At 61.6% G+C, this 21,370-nt stretch carries 22 protein-coding genes, 1 tRNA gene and 2 pseudogenes; 14 read left to right on the top strand and 11 right to left on the bottom strand.

Translation table 11 applies throughout. The annotated features are described in order from the left end of the window. Positions 1-41: 41 nt before the first annotated feature. The 4 genes from VDP82_RS02770 to trkA form a co-directional block, all read right to left on the bottom strand. Complete coding sequence (locus tag VDP82_RS02770; protein ID WP_323013305.1) at positions 42-434, bottom strand: PTS sugar transporter subunit IIA; 393 nt, start codon at positions 432-434, stop codon at positions 42-44. A gap of 18 nt (positions 435-452) precedes the next feature. After that, positions 453-1,811 carry a Na+/H+ antiporter NhaA gene (gene nhaA / locus VDP82_RS02765; RefSeq protein ID WP_323013304.1) on the bottom strand — a complete coding sequence of 453 codons (1,359 nt, stop codon included), beginning with the start codon at positions 1,809-1,811 and terminating at the stop codon, positions 453-455. A 141-nt stretch (positions 1,812-1,952) separates the two neighbouring features. Next, positions 1,953-3,455, bottom strand: a complete 1,503-nt coding sequence (locus VDP82_RS02760) for a TrkH family potassium uptake protein (RefSeq protein ID WP_323013303.1) — start codon at positions 3,453-3,455, stop codon at positions 1,953-1,955. Next, positions 3,452-4,837, bottom strand: coding sequence for a Trk system potassium transporter TrkA (trkA, locus tag VDP82_RS02755; protein ID WP_323013302.1), 1,386 nt, complete (start codon positions 4,835-4,837; stop codon positions 3,452-3,454). Before trkA ends, VDP82_RS02760 begins: the two co-directional genes overlap by 4 nt. A 150-nt stretch (positions 4,838-4,987) precedes the next feature. Between trkA and VDP82_RS02750 the strand changes: the two genes are divergently transcribed. Continuing rightward, on the top strand, positions 4,988-5,230 hold the full coding sequence (locus VDP82_RS02750) for a hypothetical protein (RefSeq protein ID WP_323013301.1): 243 nt from the start codon (positions 4,988-4,990) through the stop codon (positions 5,228-5,230). A gap of 55 nt (positions 5,231-5,285) precedes the next feature. On the opposite strand, the gene VDP82_RS02745 is transcribed toward VDP82_RS02750, so the two are convergent. After that, complete coding sequence (locus VDP82_RS02745; protein WP_323013307.1) at positions 5,286-6,467, bottom strand: DUF2254 domain-containing protein; 1,182 nt, start codon at positions 6,465-6,467, stop codon at positions 5,286-5,288. A 272-nt stretch (positions 6,468-6,739) separates the two neighbouring features. On the opposite strand from VDP82_RS02745, the gene VDP82_RS02740 reads away from it, so the two are divergent. After that, positions 6,740-7,222: a YcxB family protein gene (locus tag VDP82_RS02740; protein ID WP_323013300.1), complete on the top strand. Its 483-nt coding sequence runs from the start codon at positions 6,740-6,742 to the stop codon at positions 7,220-7,222. Between the two features lie 85 nt (positions 7,223-7,307). Here the strand turns inward: VDP82_RS02740 and VDP82_RS02735 are convergent, their stop codons facing one another. Both VDP82_RS02735 and VDP82_RS02730 read right to left on the bottom strand, forming a co-directional pair. Further along, positions 7,308-7,535 (bottom strand): tautomerase family protein, encoded by a 228-nt coding sequence (locus VDP82_RS02735; RefSeq protein WP_323013299.1) that lies wholly within the window; start codon positions 7,533-7,535, stop codon positions 7,308-7,310. 103 nt (positions 7,536-7,638) lie between these two features. Next, positions 7,639-8,283 (bottom strand): aldo/keto reductase, encoded by a 645-nt coding sequence (locus tag VDP82_RS02730; RefSeq protein WP_323013298.1) that lies wholly within the window; start codon positions 8,281-8,283, stop codon positions 7,639-7,641. Between the two features lie 258 nt (positions 8,284-8,541). Between VDP82_RS02730 and VDP82_RS02725 the strand changes: the two genes are divergently transcribed. From VDP82_RS02725 to VDP82_RS02680, 10 genes and pseudogenes are all read left to right on the top strand, one after another. Beyond that, on the top strand, positions 8,542-9,015 hold the full coding sequence (locus tag VDP82_RS02725; RefSeq protein WP_323013297.1) for an arsenate reductase ArsC: 474 nt from the start codon (positions 8,542-8,544) through the stop codon (positions 9,013-9,015). 3 nt (positions 9,016-9,018) lie between these two features. Next, on the top strand, positions 9,019-9,444 hold the full coding sequence (gene arsC, locus VDP82_RS02720; protein WP_323013296.1) for an arsenate reductase (glutaredoxin): 426 nt from the start codon (positions 9,019-9,021) through the stop codon (positions 9,442-9,444). A 10-nt stretch (positions 9,445-9,454) separates the two neighbouring features. Beyond that, a pseudogene (gene arsB / locus VDP82_RS02715) lies at positions 9,455-10,498 on the top strand (ACR3 family arsenite efflux transporter). A 78-nt stretch (positions 10,499-10,576) separates the two neighbouring features. Continuing rightward, entirely contained in the window at positions 10,577-11,413 is an 837-nt protein-coding gene (locus VDP82_RS02710; RefSeq protein ID WP_323013295.1) for a hypothetical protein, read from the top strand. After that, the gene (locus VDP82_RS02705) at positions 11,410-12,018 is read left to right on the top strand and encodes a hypothetical protein (RefSeq protein WP_323013294.1); all 609 of its coding nucleotides are present in this window, start codon (positions 11,410-11,412) and stop codon (positions 12,016-12,018) included. Before VDP82_RS02710 ends, VDP82_RS02705 begins: the two co-directional genes overlap by 4 nt. A 19-nt stretch (positions 12,019-12,037) precedes the next feature. Next, positions 12,038-13,009, top strand: a complete 972-nt coding sequence (locus VDP82_RS02700; RefSeq protein WP_323013293.1) for a tetratricopeptide repeat protein — start codon at positions 12,038-12,040, stop codon at positions 13,007-13,009. 115 nt (positions 13,010-13,124) lie between these two features. Further along, the gene (locus VDP82_RS02695; RefSeq protein ID WP_323013292.1) at positions 13,125-14,708 is read left to right on the top strand and encodes a hypothetical protein; all 1,584 of its coding nucleotides are present in this window, start codon (positions 13,125-13,127) and stop codon (positions 14,706-14,708) included. 5 nt (positions 14,709-14,713) lie between these two features. Next, complete coding sequence (locus VDP82_RS02690; RefSeq protein ID WP_323013291.1) at positions 14,714-14,974, top strand: hypothetical protein; 261 nt, start codon at positions 14,714-14,716, stop codon at positions 14,972-14,974. 28 nt (positions 14,975-15,002) lie between these two features. After that, positions 15,003-15,584: a hypothetical protein gene (locus VDP82_RS02685; RefSeq protein ID WP_323013290.1), complete on the top strand. Its 582-nt coding sequence runs from the start codon at positions 15,003-15,005 to the stop codon at positions 15,582-15,584. Positions 15,585-15,757: 173 nt separating this feature from the next. Next, on the top strand, positions 15,758-16,036 hold the full coding sequence (locus VDP82_RS02680; protein WP_323013289.1) for a hypothetical protein: 279 nt from the start codon (positions 15,758-15,760) through the stop codon (positions 16,034-16,036). A 30-nt stretch (positions 16,037-16,066) separates the two neighbouring features. Here the strand turns inward: VDP82_RS02680 and VDP82_RS02675 are convergent, their stop codons facing one another. Together VDP82_RS02675 and VDP82_RS02670 are read right to left on the bottom strand one after the other, a co-directional pair. Continuing rightward, the gene (locus tag VDP82_RS02675) at positions 16,067-16,705 is read right to left on the bottom strand and encodes a response regulator transcription factor (RefSeq protein WP_323013288.1); all 639 of its coding nucleotides are present in this window, start codon (positions 16,703-16,705) and stop codon (positions 16,067-16,069) included. After that, entirely contained in the window at positions 16,702-18,858 is a 2,157-nt protein-coding gene (locus VDP82_RS02670) for an ATP-binding protein (protein WP_323013306.1), read from the bottom strand. Before VDP82_RS02670 ends, VDP82_RS02675 begins: the two co-directional genes overlap by 4 nt. 124 nt (positions 18,859-18,982) lie before the next feature. On the opposite strand from VDP82_RS02670, the gene VDP82_RS02665 reads away from it, so the two are divergent. Continuing rightward, complete coding sequence (locus VDP82_RS02665; protein WP_323013287.1) at positions 18,983-19,438, top strand: hypothetical protein; 456 nt, start codon at positions 18,983-18,985, stop codon at positions 19,436-19,438. A gap of 261 nt (positions 19,439-19,699) precedes the next feature. Continuing rightward, positions 19,700-19,813 (top strand) — tRNA-OTHER (locus tag VDP82_RS02660). Between the two features lie 189 nt (positions 19,814-20,002). On the opposite strand, the pseudogene VDP82_RS02655 reads toward VDP82_RS02660, so the two are convergent. Both VDP82_RS02655 and VDP82_RS02650 read right to left on the bottom strand, forming a co-directional pair. Then, a pseudogene (locus VDP82_RS02655) lies at positions 20,003-20,733 on the bottom strand (IS5 family transposase). Continuing rightward, on the bottom strand, positions 20,723-21,370 hold a 648-nt coding region (locus tag VDP82_RS02650), incomplete at its 5' end, for a hypothetical protein (protein WP_323013286.1). The pseudogene VDP82_RS02655 and the gene VDP82_RS02650, both read right to left, overlap by 11 nt.

Below are 21,370 nucleotides of genomic sequence, written 5' to 3'. Positions count from 1 at the left end.
GTGAAAACTTCTGCCCCTAGAGGGTCAGATCTCGGTGGCATTCAACACGCGATGGTCAGATCTTGCTGGCGAAAGGTGCGAGCGACACCAGCAAGAATCTCCAATGCCGCCGGGGTAGCGGGCATGATGAGCATGAAGACGATATCGACCGGTTCGTCATCTATGGCATCGTAGTCTAGCGGTTCGCGCAGCAGAGCTAGAACGCCGAGGGCATATGGGACCTCAGCGATGCGGGCATGGGGTATGGCGACGCCTGACCCCAATCCAGTGGAGCCCAGATCCTCACGATTCGACACTGCATCGGCTACCATATGGGCATCGAGCTGCAAGGCCCTGCCGGCATGTTCGGCCATAAGCGTGAGCAGGCTGAGCTTGTCCTTTTGCCGATCAAGGATAAGTACCCCGTTCTGCTCCAGAAGGTCTGCAACATTCATTGTCTTCGCCCCGCTGAATCACAGAGGCGATTTGAGACGGCGGCGGGCGTAAAGGAACCCCCAGCCAAGACCGATGAGGGCAGCTATCGTGGAGCCCGCCAGCACGCCAAGTTTCGCCGCGCTCAGCAGGTTGTCGTCGGCAAAGGCCAGCATGGCGATGAAGATGGACATGGTGAAGCCGATGCCGGCCAGCATCCCGACCAGCACGATTCCGCCCCAGGTGACGCCCGGCGGCAGCCGGCACCACCCAGTTTGCACCATGAGCCAGGTCGCAGCCACGACGCCGATCGGCTTGCCGGCAACCAGTGCGAGCGCTACGCCGAACAGAACGAGTTGGGCGCCATCGGCAAAGAGATCGACGCCGCCAAGGTTCACGCCAGCGTTTGCCAGCGCGAAGAGGGGCATGACGCCGTAGGCGACCCAGGGATGCAACGCCGTCTGCACGCGCACCACCGGGGGCAGCATCTCGCGTTGCGCCAGGCGCAATTGTCGCAAGGGTTGCGCCAGGCGATGGGCATCCCGAGCCGACACGGCATCGCGGCTGCGCAGTTCCTCGGCAATACGAGACACTACCTCCACGGGATGCTCGCGCATGGGGGTGGACCATACCGGCGTCATCAATCCGAGCACTACGCCGGCCAATGTGGGATGGGCGCCGGTCATCAGCATGCCGATCCAGATCACAGCGCCGGGCAATATGTAGATATAGGCTGATCCCACCCCGATCCGCTGCAGCGCCACGACCATCAACACGCCAAGAGCGGCGATCATGAAACCGCTGGGATCGAGTCCGCCGGAATAGAAAAAGGCAATGATCAATACGGCGATCACGTCGTCAATGATGGCCAGGGCCAACAGAAACACCCTGATATTGCCAGGGATCGAACGGCCCAGAAGGGCGAGGACGCCGACGGCGAAGGCGATATCGGTCGCGGTCGGCACGGCCCAACCATGGGCGCGCGCGGGATCGATATTCAACGCTAGGTAGATGAGCGCCGGCACGACCACGCCGCCCGCAGCGGCGGCCACAGGCAGCATTGCCTGGTCAAGTTTGCTCAGCGCCCCTTCGTGAATTTCACGCCTAATCTCCATGCCGACGACCAGGAAGAAGACGGTCATCAGCCCGTCATTGATCCAGAAATGCAGGGATTGGGAAAAGACGAAATCGCCAAACCCGACCGAAAAAGGCATATGCCAAAAGTCGTGATAGCTATCGGCGAAAGCGGAATTGGCCCAGATCAGGGCGATAGCCGCGGCGGCCAGAAGCACGATGCCGCTGACGGCCTCGATGTGCAAGAAACGGTTGAGGGTGGCGAGCGCCCGCTCGGCGAGAAACTGAGCCCGAGGCAGAGGGCGGGGAGAGGTCTTCTGGTCCATGACTCACGCATATTCGGCGTGGCGGCCCGACCGACGCAGTCCCTGCTCACGGCCCCATGCCGCGAACACCCTGTCCGTCCATATACTTCGTCCTGTCCCCAAGGCAATAAATTTGTCGCTTGCTGCTAGCTGCGGCGGTCTTTATCCCCGCCAGAAGCGCGGCACGAACAGGATCAGGACAGTAAACAGTTCGAGCCGCCCCAGCATCATGCCGAAAGAGAGCAGCCATTTGGCGCTGTCGGGCAAGGCTCCGAAATTTCCCGCCGGTCCGATAATGTCGCCCAGGCCAGGGCCGACATTGGCGAGCGCCGTGGCCGCGCCGCTCGCGCTGGTCAGGAAATCGAGTCCCATGGCCATGAGCGCGATGGTCAAGACGGAATAGCAGCAGAAGAAAACCGCGACGAAGGCGACCACCGAGCCGACGATTTCATCGTCGAGCTTGCGGTGACCATAGGTGCGCGGGAAGATGCCGTTCGGATAGAGCAGCCGCATGAAATGCGTGCGCAGCATCACCGCCATAACCTCGAAACGAAAAATCTTGATGCCGCCCGAGGTCGAGCCGGTACAGCCGCCGATAAAGGTGAGGCCGAAGAAGAGCCCGATCGCGGCATTCCCCCAGGCCAAATAGTCCGCGCTGGCGTAGCCGGTGGTGGACACCACCGAGACGACGTTGAAAGTGGCATGACGGAACGCAGGCTCGATTGCATACTGCCCGGAAAGGGTGAGCCACAATCCCAGCCCGATCACCACGACGCCCAGGAAAAGCAGCAAAGTCGTGACCTGGCGGTCCCAGAATGCTCGGGCCTCCCCGGCGAACCCACGGACATAGAGAACGAAAGGTATGCTGCCGCTAAGCATGAAAAGGGTGGCGAACCACTGAATGCCATTGGCCTCCCAGGCGCCAAAGGAAGCGTCCCTGGTCGAGTAACCGCCGGTCGCAATCGAACTCAGGGCATGGACCACGGCGTCGAAGGGTGCCATGCCGGCCAACCAATAAACCAACACCGCGATGGCCGTCAGGCCGACATAGACGGCGCCGATTGTCGTGATGATCTGCCGAATCTGCGGCAATGCCTTTTCCGAGCGGTCGGAGGATTCGGTGCGAAAGAGCTGCATCCCACCGATTCCCAGCACCGGCAGAATGGCGATGGCGGAAGCGATGATCCCGATGCCGCCCATCCATTGCAGCAGGCCGCGCCAAAGCAGCATGCCGGGCGGCGCGTCATCCAGACCGGAAATAACCGTTGCCCCCGTGGTAGTGATACCTGAAACGGCTTCGAATATGGCGTCGGGTGCGCTGCCGCTGACAACGCCATAACCGGAAAAGTAAAATGGCAATGCGCTGACGAGCGCAACGCTGAACCAGCTCATCGGCGTCAGGATGAAAGCCTGTCGCAGAGTCAGACCCGACTGGAGGCCGCCGCGCCCGGAAAATATCATTATCGCGCCCAGCGTCGCGGAGAGGGCGGAGGCGATCCCGAACGCCTGCCAGTCGGTATCGCCATGATAGAGATCGACCATCAGCGGAAACAGCATCATCGCGGAGGTGACAATGAGAACCATGCCGACGAGATAAAGAACTGGCTTCATGCCGGGAATGGCGGAGGCGCCGATTTGGACGGTCTGTACCTGGCCGGCGCTCATGCCGCTGGCCTGTTCGGTGCGCCGAACAGGGCTTCGGCCAGTTTGAGATAGCTATAAGTGACCAGGGCGATGACATGATCGCCGACCGAAAAGCGGAAATCGGCCTGGGGAAAGATCACGGCGCCGTCCCGGACGACCGCGCCGATCTTCATGCCCTTGGGCAGGCCAAGCTGGTCCAGCGGAAGGCGCAACAGGCGGGAGCCTTCGTCGATCTCGGCTTCGACCACTTCCCCGAAATCCTCGCGCAAGGTGTAGAGCGCCGAAATAGCGCCCCGGCGCACATGGCGGAGTACGGTGGAGATGGTCATGGCGCTGGGACTGACGACGGCGTCGATACCGAGCGTGGGAATAAGCGCTTCATAGGAGCGCTTGTTGACCAACGTGATCGCTCGCTTGCAGCCGGCCTGCTTGGCGAGCACGGAGGTGAAGATATTGGTCTCGTCGTCATTGGTGATGGCGACGATGGTTTCGGCCAGGCCGGCCTGCGCCTCTTCGAGCAATTGCCGGTCCAGCGCATCGCCATGCAGTACGATGACACCGCCGCCCAGTTCCTGGGAGACGAATTCGGCGCGGTCCCGATTCTGCTCGATGATTTTGACGTCCATTGCCGGAGCCGAGCGCCTGATCTTGCGCGCCAGATGCAGCCCCACATTGCCCGCGCCGACGATGACCAATCGACGCCCCACCTTTTCGGCATGACCGAAGGCCAGCATGACATCGGAGACCCGTTCGTGCTTGGCGACGATATAGACATCGTCGCCCGGTTCGAGCTTGTCATCTGCATCCGGCACGAAACAGGCGCCGTTCCGCACGATGGCGACGACGTTCATGCCATCGTCGTCGAAGCCCTCGACGATATCGCCGACCCGCTCGCCCGTAACCGCGGAACCTGATGGCTCTATGTGCAGGCCGAGCAGCTCCACCAAGCCATTGGCTAGGGGCACCATATCGAAGGCGCCCGGCGTCCGAAGCCGGCGGGCGATGCCCTCGGCAATCTCGATTTCCGGAGAGATGATCACATCGATCGGCAGATGCTCGGCGGCGAATAGCCCGGATTTATCCTGGGCGAGATAGCCGGCGTGCCGGAGGCGGGCGATGCGGCGCTTCACCTTGAACAGCGAGTAAGCCACCTGGCAGGCGACCATATTGACTTCATCGGAGCGCGTGACGGCGATCAGCATGTCCGCGTCGCGCGCGCCTGCCTGGCGAAGCGTGCCGGGATAGGACGCATGCCCAACGATCCCACGCACGTCATAACTGGCGTCGATACGGCGGATCTGCTCGGCGTCATTATCGATGACCGTCACCTGCGCACCTTCGCTGGCCAGGTGCCGGGCGATGGTGGTTCCGACCTGGCCCGCTCCGCAAACGATGACTTTCATAGTGTTTCCAGACCTTCTCGCTCAGCCGGGGGTGGTATCCCACGCCGATCCAAAAGCCAAGCATAAGCGGCCGCAGCCATCAGCATTGCAACCCGGCTCCGTTGAGCACATAGTCCAAGAGAAGAGCTTTTGAAGAAACGGGACGAACCGATGCCAGTTGCCAGATTGCTGGTCGAACGCGGTATGGGCCGGACCCCTAGCCAGGATTGGGGTGAATTCGATTTCCTGGCCTTGCCGTCGCCAGGGGATCGAATAGCCGCTTCTTTCGACAATGCCCTGCATCACCTTACGGTCATCAGCGTTCATCACAAGCCAGTGCCGATAGCGGACCAACGACCGGATAAACTTTCGCCACAGGCCGATGTGGTCGCCAAATGGACCAGCAGCGAGTAGTGGACCTCTGGGCTGGCGGAGATTTTCGCGCAAGCGCCGCTTCAGGACGATAGCCCTACGTCGCCCAGATGCCGGCCTTGCGGAGCGTATCGAGGTCGCTTGCCGCCGTCATCGCCTTCTCTCCCCGCGCAATGGCGTCTCTGGCTATATCTCTAGCGGCTTCGGCGAATGCCGGTTTGCAGGCTGCCACCGTTTCGAGGCTTTTCAGCAGCCGCAAAACAACCTCGATCACGTGAGCGCCGTCTCGCGTCAGCGGCCGGTAAAAATCTTCGAGGACATCGCGCGCAGCGAGCGGGGCCACCAATAGACGATCATTCTCGCCGCTCCTTTTTTCATCCTCCCATTCGAGCAGCAGTCGGGTCGCTGTGTCGATGACCACGATCGCCGTGCCGGGATCGTTGATCGCACTCGACAGCGCCTTGTCGGCGATCTCACCCAGGACGATGAAGCCGAAGCGCGGGTCGCTGTCGAAGGCGCGATGATCGCCCAGGGCGAAACAGTCCAGCAATGCGGCTCGCAGGTCCTCATCGAGGCGCCCCTCAACCCGCATCAGCGGCCGCACGGGTGTGGCGTAAGCGCCGGGCCGGGCGAGGATGGCGACGACGAGATCGTGCTTTTCGGCGAGCTTTTGCAGGGCGTCGGCATCGCAATGCTGAACATAGCCAGGTTTTTGGGGACTGATCGGTTCGCCTGTGGCCTGGCCTTCGAGCCTGCGGCAATCAAGGAGGGGATGTTCACTCATGGCGTTGAGCGAGCGGCGGGTCTCCGTCTCCACGACGCCTATTGTATGCCCCACACGACCGATCGCCGAAATGTGGCCGATCCAGCGGATCAGCGATGTCACGACGAGCAACAGGACGCCCAGGGTGACCACGAACAGGAAAAGCCGTCCGGCGTCGCTGTAGAGCCCAGCGGAGAGACCGATAATGCCGACGATGGAATAAAGAAAGGCCCCGATAAAGACCGAGATCGAGGTCTGGGCGCGCAGATCGCCGGCGATCAGCGGCACGGCGCGCGGCGTCGTCGCGTTCGATGCGGCTGAAAAGGCGCCGACCACGGTCGAGAGCGCGAAAACCGCGACGGTGAGCAGGCTCGACGCCAGGATTTCCAATATGGATTGAACGGAATTGGACGGCAGGACGAAGGGCAGCTCGTCGGGCGCATAGCGGGCGAGCACATAGGCGACGATCACGGTCAGCACGGCGAGCACGGAAAAGGCCGCAGGCAAGAACCACATGCGCTGCAACAATTGACGCAGCTTGAACCGCAGATAACTCATCGGCCCCCCAAGGCGCTTCGCCGAGTAACGCGCCGCCCAAGGATAAGGATGCATGCGGAGAATGGAAGGGCATCGACCGGGCATTCAGGCGATGGCGAAGGGCCATGATGGCCCAAATGGGTGGCGAGGTCCCTTCCGGGACGGGTTTCATTCGCTTAGGCTTCTCCCTTCTTTAATGTTTTCACGAAGGCGGAGAACGGGAGGAGATGGCAGAGAACAAAAGAGCGACCGTGACCTACACGCAGGAAATCGTGAGCGGCGCCGTCAAGGCGTTCGTCTGGCGGCGAGGGATAGCCGACCAGAAAGGATTGTGGGCGGCGGAAATCGCGATGCTTGTTTTCCTTGTAGGATTGCTTTGGAGTGGCGAGCGCGGCTGGCTGGTCGGCGTCGTTGGCGTCGTCGTGCTGCTGGTGCCTTGCCTGATTGGCGCGATGTGGGTTGCGCATCATCGAAACACGGTCGGGAAATTCCGCCGCATGTCCTCGCCTCGGGCAAATTTCGTTTTTGGCGAAGACGGATTTGAAGTCGTCTCAGAACTGGGCGAAGCCAGACTGCCTTGGTCGACCGTCACCGAGATTTGGGAAAGACCCGGCTATTGGATGCTGTTCACGGATCCGAACCAGTTCATGACGCTGCCAGTGCAGACGGTTTCGGAAGAGGATCGCGCGTTCTTGCGATCCAGGCTGTCGTCTGCGGTGCGGCCCAAGGCGTGAACCTGATGGAATCCTCGCCACGCTCACCAAAAGCCTGCGCTCTTCCGGTGTGAAAATTCCGGCGTGACGCCTTCCCGGCGCAAGACTACATCGTGTAGCCGGGAGGTTTATAAAGCTGATCCTGCTTGGCGGCGATGTCGGGGGGGTAGACTTTCTCCCCCCACGAGCCTGAAGGCACTTCCTCGATGGCCACCGAGACCGAGTCCTCGCCATAGCCGAGGATGGTGGTCACATCTCTGGTGATGGCGTCTGCAAGTTGTTGCTTCTGACTCTCGCTCTTGCCCGGCCAAAGTTTGACGATGATGTGAGGCATGGCTGTCTCCCTATGTTCTCATGAGGGCGTCCCGGACCTATAGGTCCGGGTGGCGTATCTGGCTTGGCCGCTAGCCGCATCATCACGGACGAGGCCGTTCGCATCAGCGCCCGCTATAGACCGGAAATACACTGGCGTCGCCATAGTCCTTGATCGGCTTGGCACTCTTCAGCGTTTCCATGTCCGCCGCCGAAATCTCGAAGTCCACATCTGCATTGTTGCGCATATGGTCGGGATTCGCGGTCTTGGGCAGGGCAATGAGGCCGAGTTGAAGGACGTAGCGGATCGCGAGTTGTGGAACGGTCACCTGATAGCGCTCGGCCATCCCGCGCATTTCGGCATTGTCGAGAATCTTGCCGTGCCCGACCGGCGAATAGGCTTCCACCAGGATATCTTTGCTCATGAGGTCGTCGATCAGCCCAAAAGGCGTGTTACCGACATGGGCGAGAATCTGATTGACCATCGGTTTGACCGGCGCATTCGCCAGCAAGCTATCGATGTCGGGCTGCTTGAAGTTCGAGACGCCGATCGCTCTCAGCTTGCCTGCCTGGTACGCCTCTTCCAACGCACACCAGGCTTCGGCGTTGCCCTCGAAATAGCGGTCGTCGCCACCGAAATTGCTCCAAGGCTGGGGGCTGTGGATGATCATCAGGTCGATGTGGTCGAGGCCAAGGGTTTTCAGTGAGCCTTCGATGGCCTCTTTCGCGTCCGCGTAATTCTTGATGCCCGCATCGAGCTTGGTGGTCACACTCGTTGGCATAGGCCTGCGCGGTGTCGATATGGCGGTAGCCGATATCGGCGGCGGCGTGCACGGCGTCGGCCACCTTGCCGTCATCGATCATCCACGTCCCGAGTCCGAGCTTGGGGATGTGCACGCCATTGGAGAGTTTATAGGTTTCTTCCAGGATCATCTGACTGACCTTTCATCTTGAGGAGGGCAGGTATCGGAGCCGAAGGGGGCGCTCCGCCCCGGCATGAACGTATTCGAGAGGGATCAGGCGCCATATTGCTGATCGGAAACCTTCTCCATCCAGTCGACGACCTTGCCATCCTGCACCTCCTGTACTCGGCAGGAAGCCAGCCCAAGGGTGAAGTGAACCCGCTCGCCATCACGACGCTGGCGAACTTCGACTATCCCACCGAGGGCCTGCGCTCGAAGGCATGGGACGAATTTGCCGGGCCTGACGCCCCGGTCATGGATTTCGTGTTCACCGTCTGCGACAACGCTGCCGGCGAAGCCTGCCCGGTCTGGCCGGGCCAACCGATGACGGCGCATTGGGGGATCGAGGACCCCGCCGCCATCGAAGGGCCAGAGATTGCCCGGCAAACGGCTTTCGTGAGTGCGTTCCGCTACCTCCGCAACCGGATCGGGGTTTTCGCGGCGCTTCCCGTTTCCGGCCTCGACAAATCGACGCTGCGCTCCCGCCTCGTCGAAATCGGTCAGTCCGAAGGCGCAAGCTCGCCGCGCGGCATGAGGTGAGACATGGATGTTGTTATCTACCACAATCCCGATTGCGGCACGTCGCGGAATACCCTTGGTCTGATCTGCAATGCAGGTGTCGAGCCCCATATCATCGAATATCTGAAAACCCCGCCCTCCCGCGCTCTGCTCGTGCAGCTCATCAAGCGCGCCAACCTGTCGGCCCACTCGATCTTGCGGGAAAAAGGAACACCCTATGTCGACCTCGGCCTTGGCGATCTAGAATTGGCCGATGACGCCTTGCTCGATGCGATGATGGCGCACCCGATCCTGATCAATCGCCCTCTCGTCGTCAGTCCCAAAGGCGTGAAACTCTGCCGGCCATCCGAAGCGGTGCTTGATCTGTTGCCACCACAACGGGGTGCGTTCGTGAAAGAGGACGGCGAGCGGGTCATTGACGAACACGGCCGCCGCGTGACGACGGCGTAAGGAAATTCCCATGTCCACCTTTGAACGCTATCTCACCCTTTGGGTGGCCCTCTGCATTATCGTCGGCATCGCCCTTGGACATTGGTTTCCCGGCGCGTTCCAGGCTGTCGGCGCTCGAAATCGCCAGGGTCAACCTGCCCGTCGCGGTGCTGATCTGGCTCATGGTCATTCCCATGCTGCTCAAGATCGACTTCGCCGCGCTTGGGCAAGTCGGCCGGCACTGGCGCGGCATCGGCGTGACGCTGTTCATCAATTGGGCGATCAAGCCGTTTTCGATGGCGCTGCTCGGCTGGCTGTTCGTCGGATGGCTGTTCCGGCCCCACCGGCCGACCAGATCGACAGCTATATCGCCGGCCTTATCATCCTCGCCGCCGCGCCTTGCACGGCCATGGTGTTTGTCTGGTCCAATCTCACCAAGGGCGAGCCGCATTTCACGTTGAGTCAGGTCGCGCTTAACGACGCAATCATGGTGGTGGCCTTCGCGCCGATTGTCGGCCTGCTGCTTGGCCTTTCCGCGATCACCGTGCCGTGGGGAACGCTGGTCCTCTCGGTCGTGCTCTACATCGTCATTCCGGTGATCGTCGCGCAGATCGTCCGGCGACGGCTCTTGGCTAATGGCGGCCCGGCGGTGCTCGCCGCGCTGCTGGCAAAGCTCGGGCCGCTGTCGCTGGTGGCCCTGCTGGTGACGCTGGTGCTGCTGTTCGGCTTCCAAGGCGAACAGATCATCGCGCAACCGCTCGTCATTGCCCTGCTGGCGGTCCCGATCCTGATCCAAGTCTATTTCAACTCGGGGCTGGCCTATCTTCTCAACCGGGCCGTGGGCGAACAGCATTGAGTCGCCGGTCCCTCGGCGCTGATCGGCGCATCCAACTTCTTCGAGCTGACGGTTGCCGACGCCATAAGCCTGTTCGGCTTCCACTCCGGGGCTGCGCTCGCAACCGTGGTCGGGGTGCTGATCGAAGTGCCGGTCATGCTCTCGGTTGTCTGGGTCCTGAACCGCTCGAAAGGCTGGTATGAGCGCGGCAGCCGCCAAAGACGCTCACCCATCCCCTGATCAGGGGAGAGCGCTTTAGGCCATGGATTGATAGGCTCGCTCCCTCAGACACCAGAAGCGAGGATGCATGCAAGCTAGATGACCTGGCGCTTCATTCCCCTGACTGCAGTCGTTTGCCTTTTCCCGAGCATCCCCGCGCTCGCCCAGGAGGCGGAAAGCATCGCGCTCGGCGATGGCTCATCTCTCACCATAGAAGAGTATCTGATCGAAAGACCCGATCAGGGCGCCGCGACGGTTGTGGTCATGGCCAGGCCAAACTTCGATCCCGAGCCCTTTGGGGCCGTGCCCTCGGACGACTTTGCCCGCCGGATACAGCCCCTCTGCGCCGGTCTGGTTCAGAATAGCGGCGAGACGCTCCAAGCAGAGAACGCCCGGTCCGTGCGCATTCGATGGGATTTCACGCCCAGCTACGACACCGGCGCACCGGACTGGATGGAAATGTCGCGGTTCCACGAATTTCTCTTCGCCCTCGACGAAAACGGGATGTGCATCCCCCAGCCGCTGGGCGTCGGTCTCGACAATCTGGAGCCGGATCTGCCCAGCGGCCTGCCGGTCGTACTGCGCTATATCGAGCCGGGGCCGCGCGCCAGGCAATTGACGCTGACCTATGACGTGGCGGAGGATTTGGGCGCGGTGACGAGCGAGAAGCTGGAGAACGCCGCCATCGAGCTTTGCATCCTGCATGCCGATCTCGTGCTTGATGACCGCCGGCAATATTACCAGCACCTCGAAACCGGGCTCGTAGCCATCGCCTTTTCCCAAAGCGGTGGCCGAGGACAGGAACTCGAACGCCGTGTCCTGTTCGGCATAAAGGACGGCGCCTGCGATACCGGGTTGAGCCCGGCATTGGTGGAGGCCATTCGCGGCACGGAGCAGGCTGTAGCCGCACCGCCTCCGGGGAGCGAGCAGCCATGACCGATGCCGGCGGCTGGAGCGATGTGTTGGCGCCGGGAGAACGCCTGTTGTGGCACGACCGGCCAGCGAGCGGGGTCGTGATGGCCGACTTTCTGACCCCTCGCCTTCCGTTCGGCCTGTTCTTCACCGCCTTTGCCCTGTTCTGGATTTTTGCCGCATCCTGGATGGGCCGGAGTGCCGGCGAGTCCGATTTCTTTCCTTTCAGCCTCTTTCCCCTTTTCGGGATGCCCTTTGTATTGGTCGGACTTCATATGATGATCGGCATACCTTTCTGGGACGCCTATGAACGCTCTCATAGCTGGTACGCGCTCACCGACCAGGCCGCCTATATCGCCACCGAACTCTTCGGCCGCCGCAAACTGGCGCGCTATCCGCTCTCGGACATGAACGCGCTGGAGCTTGAAGACGGCGCGCGGGGCACGGTCTGGTTCAAGCGAGACGTCCAGGTGCATACGACCACGCGCCATACCCGCAATGGGTTACCCAGGCGGCAGACCTACATGTCGTCCAACCGTATCGGCTTCAAGCGCATCGCGGCGGCGCGCATGGTCTATGGCAGGATCGTGCGGCTGATCAATGAGCGCGAGCAAGCCGCTTCCTCTTAAATCCAGCAGGAGCCTCATAGTGAACCTGTCCATTTCCGCTCGCCTGATGGCCTTTTCCCTGGCTCTGATGCTGGTCTTTTCGGGCACACCGGCCCGCGCCGCATCCTACAACGACGGCGTGGCCGCCTATGAGGCGGGCGACTATGCCGGGGCATTGGCGATCTTCAGCGCTTTGGCGGAAGAGGGGCATACGGCATCGCTCTACAGCCTGGGCATCCTTTACGATCGCGGCCAGGGCGTGGAGGAAGATGATACGCAGGCGGTCATCTATTTCATGCGCGCCGCCCTGTTCGGCCATGCGGCGGCCATGTCCGATATCGGTGTCAAATATAATGACGGCGAGGGCGTGGAGCAGGATTACAGCGTGGCGCGCGACTGGTTCGAGATGGCCGCCAAACAGGGCTATGCCACCGCCCAGTTCAACCTGGGAATCTACTATGACAATGGTATCGGCGTGGAGCCCGATCTTCAGCAAGCCATGTCCTGGTATCGCAAGGCGGCCGAGCAAGGGCATGTGGAGGCGCAATATAATCTTGCCGTCCTCTATGAAGGCGGACGCGGCATCGCCTCGGACTGGACCCAGGCCGCCGCCTGGTATCGCCGGGCGGCCGAGCAGGGTTATGCATCGGCCCAGTTCGAGCTTGCCGCATTATACAGCTCCGGGACCGGCGTGACGCAGGACGACGCGGAGGCCGCCCGCTGGTTCACCCTTGCCGCCGAACAGGGCCATTCCGCCGCCCAATTCAATCTCGGCATCCTCTATTATAATGGTCAGGGGGTTGAGCAGAATGTCGAACAGGCCGTCGCGTGGTATCGCAAAGCCGCCGAGAGCGGTAATGCAAATGCCCAGTTCAATCTCGGCATTATGTATTACCTGGCAAAAGGCGTGGATGCCGACCGGCCCGAAGCGATCCGCCTGCTCCAGCTTTCGGCGCGTCAGAACAATGACCTGGCGCAGCAGGCCCTGGACCGGATCGGAGAGAGCTGGTGAGCCCGCTCATTCGCCATGGAGATCATTGCTTCGCCGGTGCTCTCCCCTGAACAGGGGATTGGGCGCGGCGTGGGCCGCAGATAGTTTCGGATCAAATGGGGAGGATCCGATATCCATGACGAATTCTGGTTTGGAGAAGGGGCCCGCTGCCCTGGCGATGGCGCTGACAACCTGGTGCCTCACCCTAGCTCCTGGCATGGCGGCCGATATCCAGCTCATCTCCAACCACTATTCGGCCGAGCGCTTCGTGCCGCATTTTACCTTTAGCGGGCCTGTTCTTCCCGGCGATGCCGATGCTCTCGCAAGCCTGATCGCGGAGACCCTGGAATGCGACGTCGCGGCCTTGCCGCCCGAGGGCGGCAATTGCGCCGTCCTGACCCTGCACAGCCCCGGCGGAAACTATGTCGAAGGGCTCAAGCTGGCGCAATTGCTGCGCGATCACGCCATAACGAGCGTCGTCGAAGCCTATGCCGAATGCTATTCGGCCTGCGCCTTCGCCTTTCTGGGCGGTTCGGGCTATTCGGGCCAGGAAGGCGTCGGCCCCTATGGCGACCGCATCGTGGAGCCGCGCGGAATATTGGGTTTTCACGCGCCATATTTCGCTTCGGATGATCTCGATACGCTGGTGGCCCAGCACGGCATGGACACGGTCCTGGGCGCCAGCCGGCACGACATCGCGCTGATGGTGCAGCGGCTGGTGGACTGGAACGTCGATCCCAATATCCTGGGCTATATCGTCAGCATGGGGCCGGACGAGACCTATGACGTCACCACCGGCGAGGACTATTATCTCACCCGCGCGCATCTGCCGCCGTCGCCCATCGGGCATTGGATCTCCAACCCGCCGGCGGCCATACACAATGCCTGCCTGCGTCTGCTGGCCCATCATGAGAACTCCTTTATCGACGAGGCTCCCGGCGCGCTCGGCGCCGACTTCCTGACCGATTTCGCCACCAATGAATTCGGCCAGTCCCTTAGCGGTTTCCGCGTCGGACCCGACAACCCTCTCGGCGTCACCTATTGCGGCCTGCCCACAGATCAGGCGGCGCTGACCGGCGATGCGGATCTTGCGCTCTATACGGCTCCCGGCGTTACGGGCGCGGCGCGTCCCATGCTCACCATGTTCCATCGGCCCGATGGCTGGTCGACCTTGGGCACAGGCGGGCAAGCCGATCGGCGCATTTTCAAGAAGGGCGGTTTCAATGCCGCATTCACCGAGCCGTTCACCGATATCGAGGACCAGATCACCGATGTCCTGAACTATCTCGGCTACCAGCAGTTCGACAGTTTCAATTTCGGGGCCATGGTGGATGGGAAATTGCCGCGCCCGCAATCGGCGCTGCCGCTCGTTCCAAGACAAGAAACGCATAATGCCAATATCTTCGACTATGGCGACAATCGCGTCATGGTCCATGTCGGCAACACGCTGCTGCTGGAGAATGGCCGCGCGCTTTTCCCGCAAAGAAATGTGACGCTGGATCTGCAATCGGAAACCGATCTGGGTTTCGTCTATGGCGGCACCTATCCCTCAGGCCGCCCCTTCCTCTGGTTCAGCCTCTATGCACAGGATGAGCAATTGGTGGCGCTGATCGAGATCGAGGCCAAAGTCCCTCCAGCAAAGGCACAGAAAGCGGTCCGGGAACAGCAGTCCATCGCCTGCGGCATGAACTTCCTGGGTGAAGCGCTGACCTGCAATTAGTACCGATGAACCTTCCCCTTGCAGCGATGCTCGCCTTCCAGGCCATCGTCTTCGCCGTCTGGATCGTGATCGCTTTTCGATGGTTGTTTGCCATGCGGGCGGACGCGGTGGCCGAAAGCGGCCGCACCTTGCCGGGCCTGGGACCCACCTTGCGCGCCTTCCGCGAAGGGTTCACTGGCGCCCGCTATGCCCGTCAGCGGTTATGGCTGGGCGTGAGTACGGTGCTGCTTTTGGCGGTCTCGTATCTGACCTCCTTGATGACCTGACTTTTGGAGACCGCCTATGCGAAAATCGTTGAGCCGTTTCTTGGTGCCTGCCCTGATGGTCTGGGCCTGCCTCGGCGCAGCAGCCATCCTGGCCGATGAATGCCCTGCCGAACGGGCGCTCTATGAACTCGAGACGGAAGAAGGCCGGCTGGAAATCGGCTTTGCGCAAGCCAGGAATTACGCCTCCATTGCTTCCGACCTCTATCTGTTCCTCACCACAACCCAGCGGACTTATTGGTTCACCTTCTCGGTGTCGAACGGCTATAGCGGCATGACACTGCTGCCGGTGACCGACCCCACGCGCGCCGACGCCGAACCGGATGGGCCGCGGGAACTGCTCGACCTGGGCAGTGACGACGAAGCTACGCAAGATGCCCTGCGCGCGCTGCGATTCTATGCTTTGGACGAGGATTTCACCTTCTGGTTCGAACCGCCCATGGCCGGCGAGCCAGCTCCGGCCTATATCATGGTGCCTGAAATCGGGCTGGCCCTCTGGTATGGCGCGGGGGCGCTCACCGACGATCCCGCCGCCGACCGCGATCCGGTGCCGCGCGGTATGTTCCAGCCCGCGGTCTGCCGGGGCGTCACCCCGCTGCTGGCCTGGCCATGAGGATTTTGCCAATGTCTTTCCCTTCAGGCATGGTTTTGCGACATGACGTTCTATCGGTCTGTTTCGCCTTCCTCCTCTCGATAGCGTGGATGATGACAGTGTTCGCAAAAGACCTTGCCCCTTCGTTCGGGGCAACGGGTCGCGGACACTATGATCAATATATACGTACCATCTTGTGCAACGCTGTTCTGGAGGCCGAGCAGGCTGCAGGGCTGGCCGACGGGCAGGATAGCAGGCTGGCGAAGGGCGTCGACTACACGCTCAACTTCGCCCGCTTTCTGCTCGAAAGCGGCAATGTCGTGGACGGGAATGGCATAATCCGCACCACCGATATTCTCGAAGGTGATTTACGGGCCGGTCATGACTATTGGCATGCACAAGCCCAGGCCCCCAGAAGCCCAGGCGATATGGTCGCCCGCTGCGTCGCAGAGTTCGGGCACGACTGGGAGTGATGCGACCGCCGTAGGGATGGGCCTGTGTGATCAGGCCAGTCCCAGCCGTGTCGCTTCCAGGGCGGCTTCGGCCCGTGAGGAAATTCCGAGCTTGCGGTAGATGCTCTTGATATGCGTGGCGATCGTGGATTCCGCCAGGCTGAGCGCCGCCGCCACCTCGGCGTTCCGCAGGCCACGCGCAACCATGGTAAGGACGTCCTGCTCGCGGGGGGTCAGGTCACCGCCGTCATTGCCTACCGGCCCGGTGCGCTGAAAATGTTCCATGATCCGGCGGGCGATGGTTGGAGAAAGGACGGGCAGGCCGTGCTGAAGCTGGGTGAGCTGGCGCAGGACGGTAGCTTCGGCCTGCCCCTTGAGAATATAGCCCTGCGCACCCGCCGATAGCGCCGCAACGATATGAGCGTCATCTCCGAATACCGTGCTGACGATGCACATCGTATCGGGGGAATGCTGGGCGAACTGGCGGATGATTTCGAGGCCGGAGCCATCGGGCAGGCCGAGATCGACCAACGCCACATCCCATCGGCCATGCCGGATATGCGCCAGAGCCTCTCGTACGTTGCGCGCAGTCCCGATCTCGGCGGCCGGAAAGGCCGATTGCGCGATCCTGGACAGCCAGATCAGGGCCTCAGGAACATCCTCGACGATCAGCAGGCGGCTGGCTGTCACGATTCGCAACTCCTGAGCGGGAGTTGAACCTGGATGCCGGTGCCGCCAATGCTCGAAATTGCGATGGTTCCGCCCTGTCCTTCGGCGCGCGCCGTCATGTTGGAGAGCCCGCCCCCCTGCCGATGCTCTCCCTGCATGAACCCCTTGCCGTCGTCGGCCAGGTTCAGCGTGAGCTGACCGTCGCATTCCTGAAGATCGACGCCAAAGCGGCTGGCCCCGGAATGCCGGATGGCATTGCTGGCGGCTTCCCGGACGATCGAGCGAATGCTGTGGGCCGTCCTGGCGTCCACCAGCAGGTCCTCGGCATGGCTGGTCTGCCAATCAAGACCAATTCCCACGGCATTGAGCCGTTCATCGGTTTCAAACCGCAGCTCGGCCAGGATTTCCTCCAGCTTCATGCCGCCGCCCTGAGCGTGGCTGATGATGTCGCGCAGGTCGGTCAGGGTTTCTCCGACAATGGCATCCTTGCGCTCAATGTCGGTGCTGTGCAGCGTTCGCAGCAGTTGCGCGCCGATATTGTCGTGCAGGTCCCGCGCCATTCGGCTGCGCTCCTGACGTGCGCCGCGTTCATGCGCATCCCGGCTTTCGAACGCATGGCCCATGAGGTCGACCAGTTCCTGTGCCCGGTCGGCATCGGCCTGGGAGAACAGCCGCCGGCCGGCATCGGCAAAACGCATGACTAGGCCCGGCGCGACTCCAGTGGCCGGCACCAGCAGCTCCTGCCCGCCATCGCGCAACTGCGCTTTGCCCGCATGGGACGCCGGCTCGATAGCCAATGGAGCGAAGCTTTCCTGTAAAATACTCCGCCAGCGCGTGTCCTGCTGAGCGCCATCCCGCGCCAGCGCGATATCGACGATCTGGCGAAAGCGCGCGGGATCGACGCTGATCCGGCGCGTCATCAGGCCGCCCAGGACATTGCGCAGGGGCAGATAGAGCATGCCCACCGCCAAGAGGGCGATTCCGAAAGCGGGGATGCGCTCTATGGCCACCACATAGATCAGAACCGCGTCCAGCGCGATGAGCAGAAAGCCGCCAATCAGATAGGACATAAGGCGGAACGACCAAATGCCCAGATCGAACAGGCGATAGCGGGCGACGCCGATGGCCAGTCCGCCATGGATGAGCAGGATGATGGCGAAGGCATGCGCCTGCTTGGCCTGCGGCTCCTGGCCCAGCAGCACCGGCAAGGCGATGGCGAACACGAAAACCGCCGTCCCCAGCAGGATCGACAGCCCGAACCAGCCCAGAGCCGCCCGGCCCAGAGGATTGCGCCGCGACAGATAGAGCTGCGTGCCGATCAATAAAAAGAGCACGATGAACTGCGCCAGCATCGGGGCGTAAGTGCCCACGGGCTGGGAGGACATGAGCTGGAGCGGCTGCGCGACTATCAGAACCAGCCCAACCGCCCATACGACACCGATGACCGCCCGATTGCCGATCCGGTTGGGGTAGACCAGCAGCAGGCTGATCAGGGCCAGGTCGAAAATATTGGTTCCGGCATAATTGCCAGCGGCCAGCAGGTGCAGCAATCCGCCGTCCAACGCCAGCTCCCTGGTGCTGTAAACAGATGCCGAGGCAGCCGACAGCATGAGTCCGATGCCGGATATGGCGAAGTAACGGCTCGCCTCGTCCCGCTTCAAAGACCAGACCCAGCCCCCCAATAGCGCGCCGGCGCCGCCAACCAGAAGCTGCAACCAAAATTCGAAGGGCAAGGACCAGGCGGGTCGGCCGGCATAGGGCGCTATTTGGACGGTTTCGGCTGTCCCGTCTGGGTTGGACACGGCAATGTTCAACCGCGGCAAGTCGACAAGCTCATGCAGTATTGTCTGTCGTGCCCGGAAGGCGTTGAGCGCCTCGTAGCTGTCGAGCGTGTCGGGCTCCTCGATAAAGTCCTGCCCCATGAGCTTGACCGCCCCGATCTGAGTCACGCGCAAACCGGGCTGCAAGGGGGATGGAAGATCGTCGCGCTGCACTTGCCGCAGGACGATCAGGCCATCGTCGCCCGGGCTCATCACCAGGCCCATCCAGGGCTGGCTGGTCGCCAGCCATAGCGCAGCCAGGGCTATGACGGCATAGAGCATGGTGACGATCGCCAATCGTCCCATCGGCGGCAAAGACAGCGCGCCGCTGCGCGGCGGCCGCTCATCGGTCATCACGTCCACTTCATATCCTTGTCCCCTGAACCGGGGATATCACAAACCCCCGATATTGCCTTAGACTTTTGCAGTCTTAACCCTGTCCCCACAGTGAAACGATAGTCCAACCGGATCAACCGATATGCGCAACGGTAAAAAGTCTTTTGGCAAGGTCGCGCTGCTCCTTCTCGGCGGCATGGCCGGCCTTGCGGTGCTGCTTCCGGGCGCCGAGGCGGCCTCGTTCCCGCGTGAGGGGAATGTCGATATTCCGAATGGCGTCGCCGCTCCCTTTGCAGGCTCGTGGTGGATCGGTTTTCCAGAAGGGGAGGGCATGATCAATGGCGAGCCGATCGTGACCTGCGCCGCCCCGGTGGAGCTTTCCGCAGAAAGCCCGGAAATGCTGCGCTACACCTCACCCAGAGGGACGCAAACCAGCTTCGAGCTGTTCGAATTTTCGGGAAGAACCACATGGTTCGTGGAAGGCGGCGAAAGCACGATCGCCGTTTGGGTCAGCGCCGACGAGTTTTTCGCCTATTCCGTCGACCTGCTTACGGGCAAGGCCCGTTGGGATTCTCCGATCGTTTATCGCCGCTGCTGATCGTGCCGCGCCACTCTTCGTCTTCGGGCGCTATTGCGTCGAACAGGTCGAGCGGACATTGACCGTCGCCACCGGCCGCAAAGTCGATCTCCTCTAGGCTCAAGGGCGACCAGATATAGCAGCCCTCAAATTCGACCAGCATAAGCGCGCCGCTGGCGCTTGACGGCGCGACCCCCAGCGCCAGACCCTCCTCCTCCGTCGTCACCGCACTCAAACCACCAGGCGGTTACATCTTGCGGCAAATGGCTATATTGGTCGATGCGAGGCGTGGCGGAGAGGTTTATCGCGGGCGGCAGCTTCGAAAGAGGCCCGCTCCGGGCTTTGGGATCTTCAGGATTCTCATGGCGCGCGCAGGTTCGAATCCTGTCGCCTCGTCTCTGGAGCGGGCGGATGGCGGTCCGGGGCGGCAGGAATTCTTCGAGTTGATGAAAAACGTCACCGACGTCGGCACGACGCCTCCGGCCAAAGACGCAAGCCTTCAGACGAAATAGCCGACGGGCGTCACTTGAACTTCAGAAGGCCGGAAATCACCGGGCGTTCGGCATCCACGAACTCGTCCATATTCTAGGTCCTGTTGACAAAGTATGGCATCCATATCCTTGCTGCGGCTAAGGCCAGGAAAGCGGCGAAGGATTTTGCGGTCTTGTCGAAGCGCGTGGCGATGCGGCGGAACTGCTTGAGCCTGTTGAACATGCGCTCGATGCGGTTGCGGTCCTTGTAGGCCCGGAAGTCGCACGGCGGCGGGTTCTTGCGGTTGGCTTTGGGTGGGATCACCGGAACAATGCCGCTCAGCAGCAGATCCTGGCGGACGACGTCGCCATCGTAACCTTTGTCAGCCAACAGCAGCCGCGGCTTGCCCACCGGCATGGCCATCAAAGCAGGGACGGCTGCATAATCTGACGCTTCTCCGCCCGTGAGGACAAAGCCAAGAGGGCGTCCCTGACCGTCTGTGCGGGCGTGGACTTTGCACGTAAAGCCGCCGCGTGATCGACCAAAAGCCTCCTTATGAGTCCCACTTTTGCGCCCGCTGCCTGGCTGTGGCCGCGCACTGTGGTGCTGTCGATCATGTGCTGCCAGTCGTCGGTGAGCCCGAGTTCGACCAGGGTCTCAAGCAGGGCGTCCCAGACCCCTTGCTCGGCCCAGCGGCGAAACCGGACATAGACCGAGTTCCACTTGCCGTAGCGCTCATGCATGTCGCGCCAAGGGCAGCCTACCCGCAGGACATGCAGCATGCCATTCAGATATCGGCGATTGTCCTGCGCTGGTCGGGACTTGCGTCCTCGCTCAGCCGGCAAAAGCTCGCCAATGAGCTGCCACTCTGCGTCCGACAAATCCCCACGCGCCAAAACCGCCTCCTAAAAAGCAGTCTTGAATCACGGCAAAGCCGATTTGGGAATCCACTTTGTCAACAGGCCCTAGGTCGCGGCGTCTGGGTTTCTTTCCACAATGAGGCGCGCCAAATACGAGGTCCGGGGAACGATCTCCACCCCACGCCGCGCGATCTTCACCCTGCGTGCCAGAATATATGCCGTCATCATAGGATTGGATTTTTGCCGGTGGCGCCTCGCGATAGGCGCCGGTGGTCTTGTCGGTCACCGCCACATAAAAGAGTGATGGTTCACGATGGACATTGATCGTTGTCGATATCTCGATGGTCTGCTTCGCCAAATCCCTGACCTTCAGCAGGAAACGGCAATTGCCACCGGCCGTGGTTACGATTTCGTCCGCCTTGTCGATCAGCGCGCTGTCTTCAGGCTTCAGCGCCTTGAGGCAGGCGATCAGACCGCGGCGCGCTATTTGCTCCGCATCTTCGGCAGAAAAATCTCGAGGAACACCGACCCTGACCCTGCGGAACCACCAGTCGTCGGGCGTGAATCTGGGCGCTTCCGCCTCGACCGCGTCGATGGGCAATTCGGGCGTATAGACCACATA

It is taken from the genome of Devosia sp., from assembly GCF_034675085.1.
In the GTDB taxonomy this organism is placed as follows: Bacteria; Pseudomonadota; Alphaproteobacteria; order Rhizobiales; family Devosiaceae; genus Devosia.
This window is presented reverse-complemented; position numbering and strand designations above follow the sequence as displayed.

Coding starts and splice junctions, on each gene's coding strand:
- VDP82_RS02670 (WP_323013306.1), bottom strand. CDS start 18,858: ATGACCGATGAGCGGCCGCCGCGCAGCGGCGCGCTGTCTTTGCCGCCG.
- VDP82_RS02665 (WP_323013287.1), top strand. CDS start 18,983: ATGCGCAACGGTAAAAAGTCTTTTGGCAAGGTCGCGCTGCTCCTTCTC.
- VDP82_RS02735 (WP_323013299.1), bottom strand. CDS start 7,535: ATGCCTCACATCATCGTCAAACTTTGGCCGGGCAAGAGCGAGAGTCAG.
- VDP82_RS02705 (WP_323013294.1), top strand. CDS start 11,410: ATGACCGATGCCGGCGGCTGGAGCGATGTGTTGGCGCCGGGAGAACGC.
- nhaA (WP_323013304.1), bottom strand. CDS start 1,811: ATGGACCAGAAGACCTCTCCCCGCCCTCTGCCTCGGGCTCAGTTTCTC.
- VDP82_RS02750 (WP_323013301.1), top strand. CDS start 4,988: ATGCCAGTTGCCAGATTGCTGGTCGAACGCGGTATGGGCCGGACCCCT.
- VDP82_RS02710 (WP_323013295.1), top strand. CDS start 10,577: ATGACCTGGCGCTTCATTCCCCTGACTGCAGTCGTTTGCCTTTTCCCG.
- trkA (WP_323013302.1), bottom strand. CDS start 4,837: ATGAAAGTCATCGTTTGCGGAGCGGGCCAGGTCGGAACCACCATCGCC.
- VDP82_RS02695 (WP_323013292.1), top strand. CDS start 13,125: ATGACGAATTCTGGTTTGGAGAAGGGGCCCGCTGCCCTGGCGATGGCG.
- VDP82_RS02745 (WP_323013307.1), bottom strand. CDS start 6,467: ATGTGGTTCTTGCCTGCGGCCTTTTCCGTGCTCGCCGTGCTGACCGTG.
- arsC (WP_323013296.1), top strand. CDS start 9,019: ATGGATGTTGTTATCTACCACAATCCCGATTGCGGCACGTCGCGGAAT.
- VDP82_RS02770 (WP_323013305.1), bottom strand. CDS start 434: ATGAATGTTGCAGACCTTCTGGAGCAGAACGGGGTACTTATCCTTGAT.
- VDP82_RS02760 (WP_323013303.1), bottom strand. CDS start 3,455: ATGAGCGCCGGCCAGGTACAGACCGTCCAAATCGGCGCCTCCGCCATT.
- VDP82_RS02690 (WP_323013291.1), top strand. CDS start 14,714: ATGAACCTTCCCCTTGCAGCGATGCTCGCCTTCCAGGCCATCGTCTTC.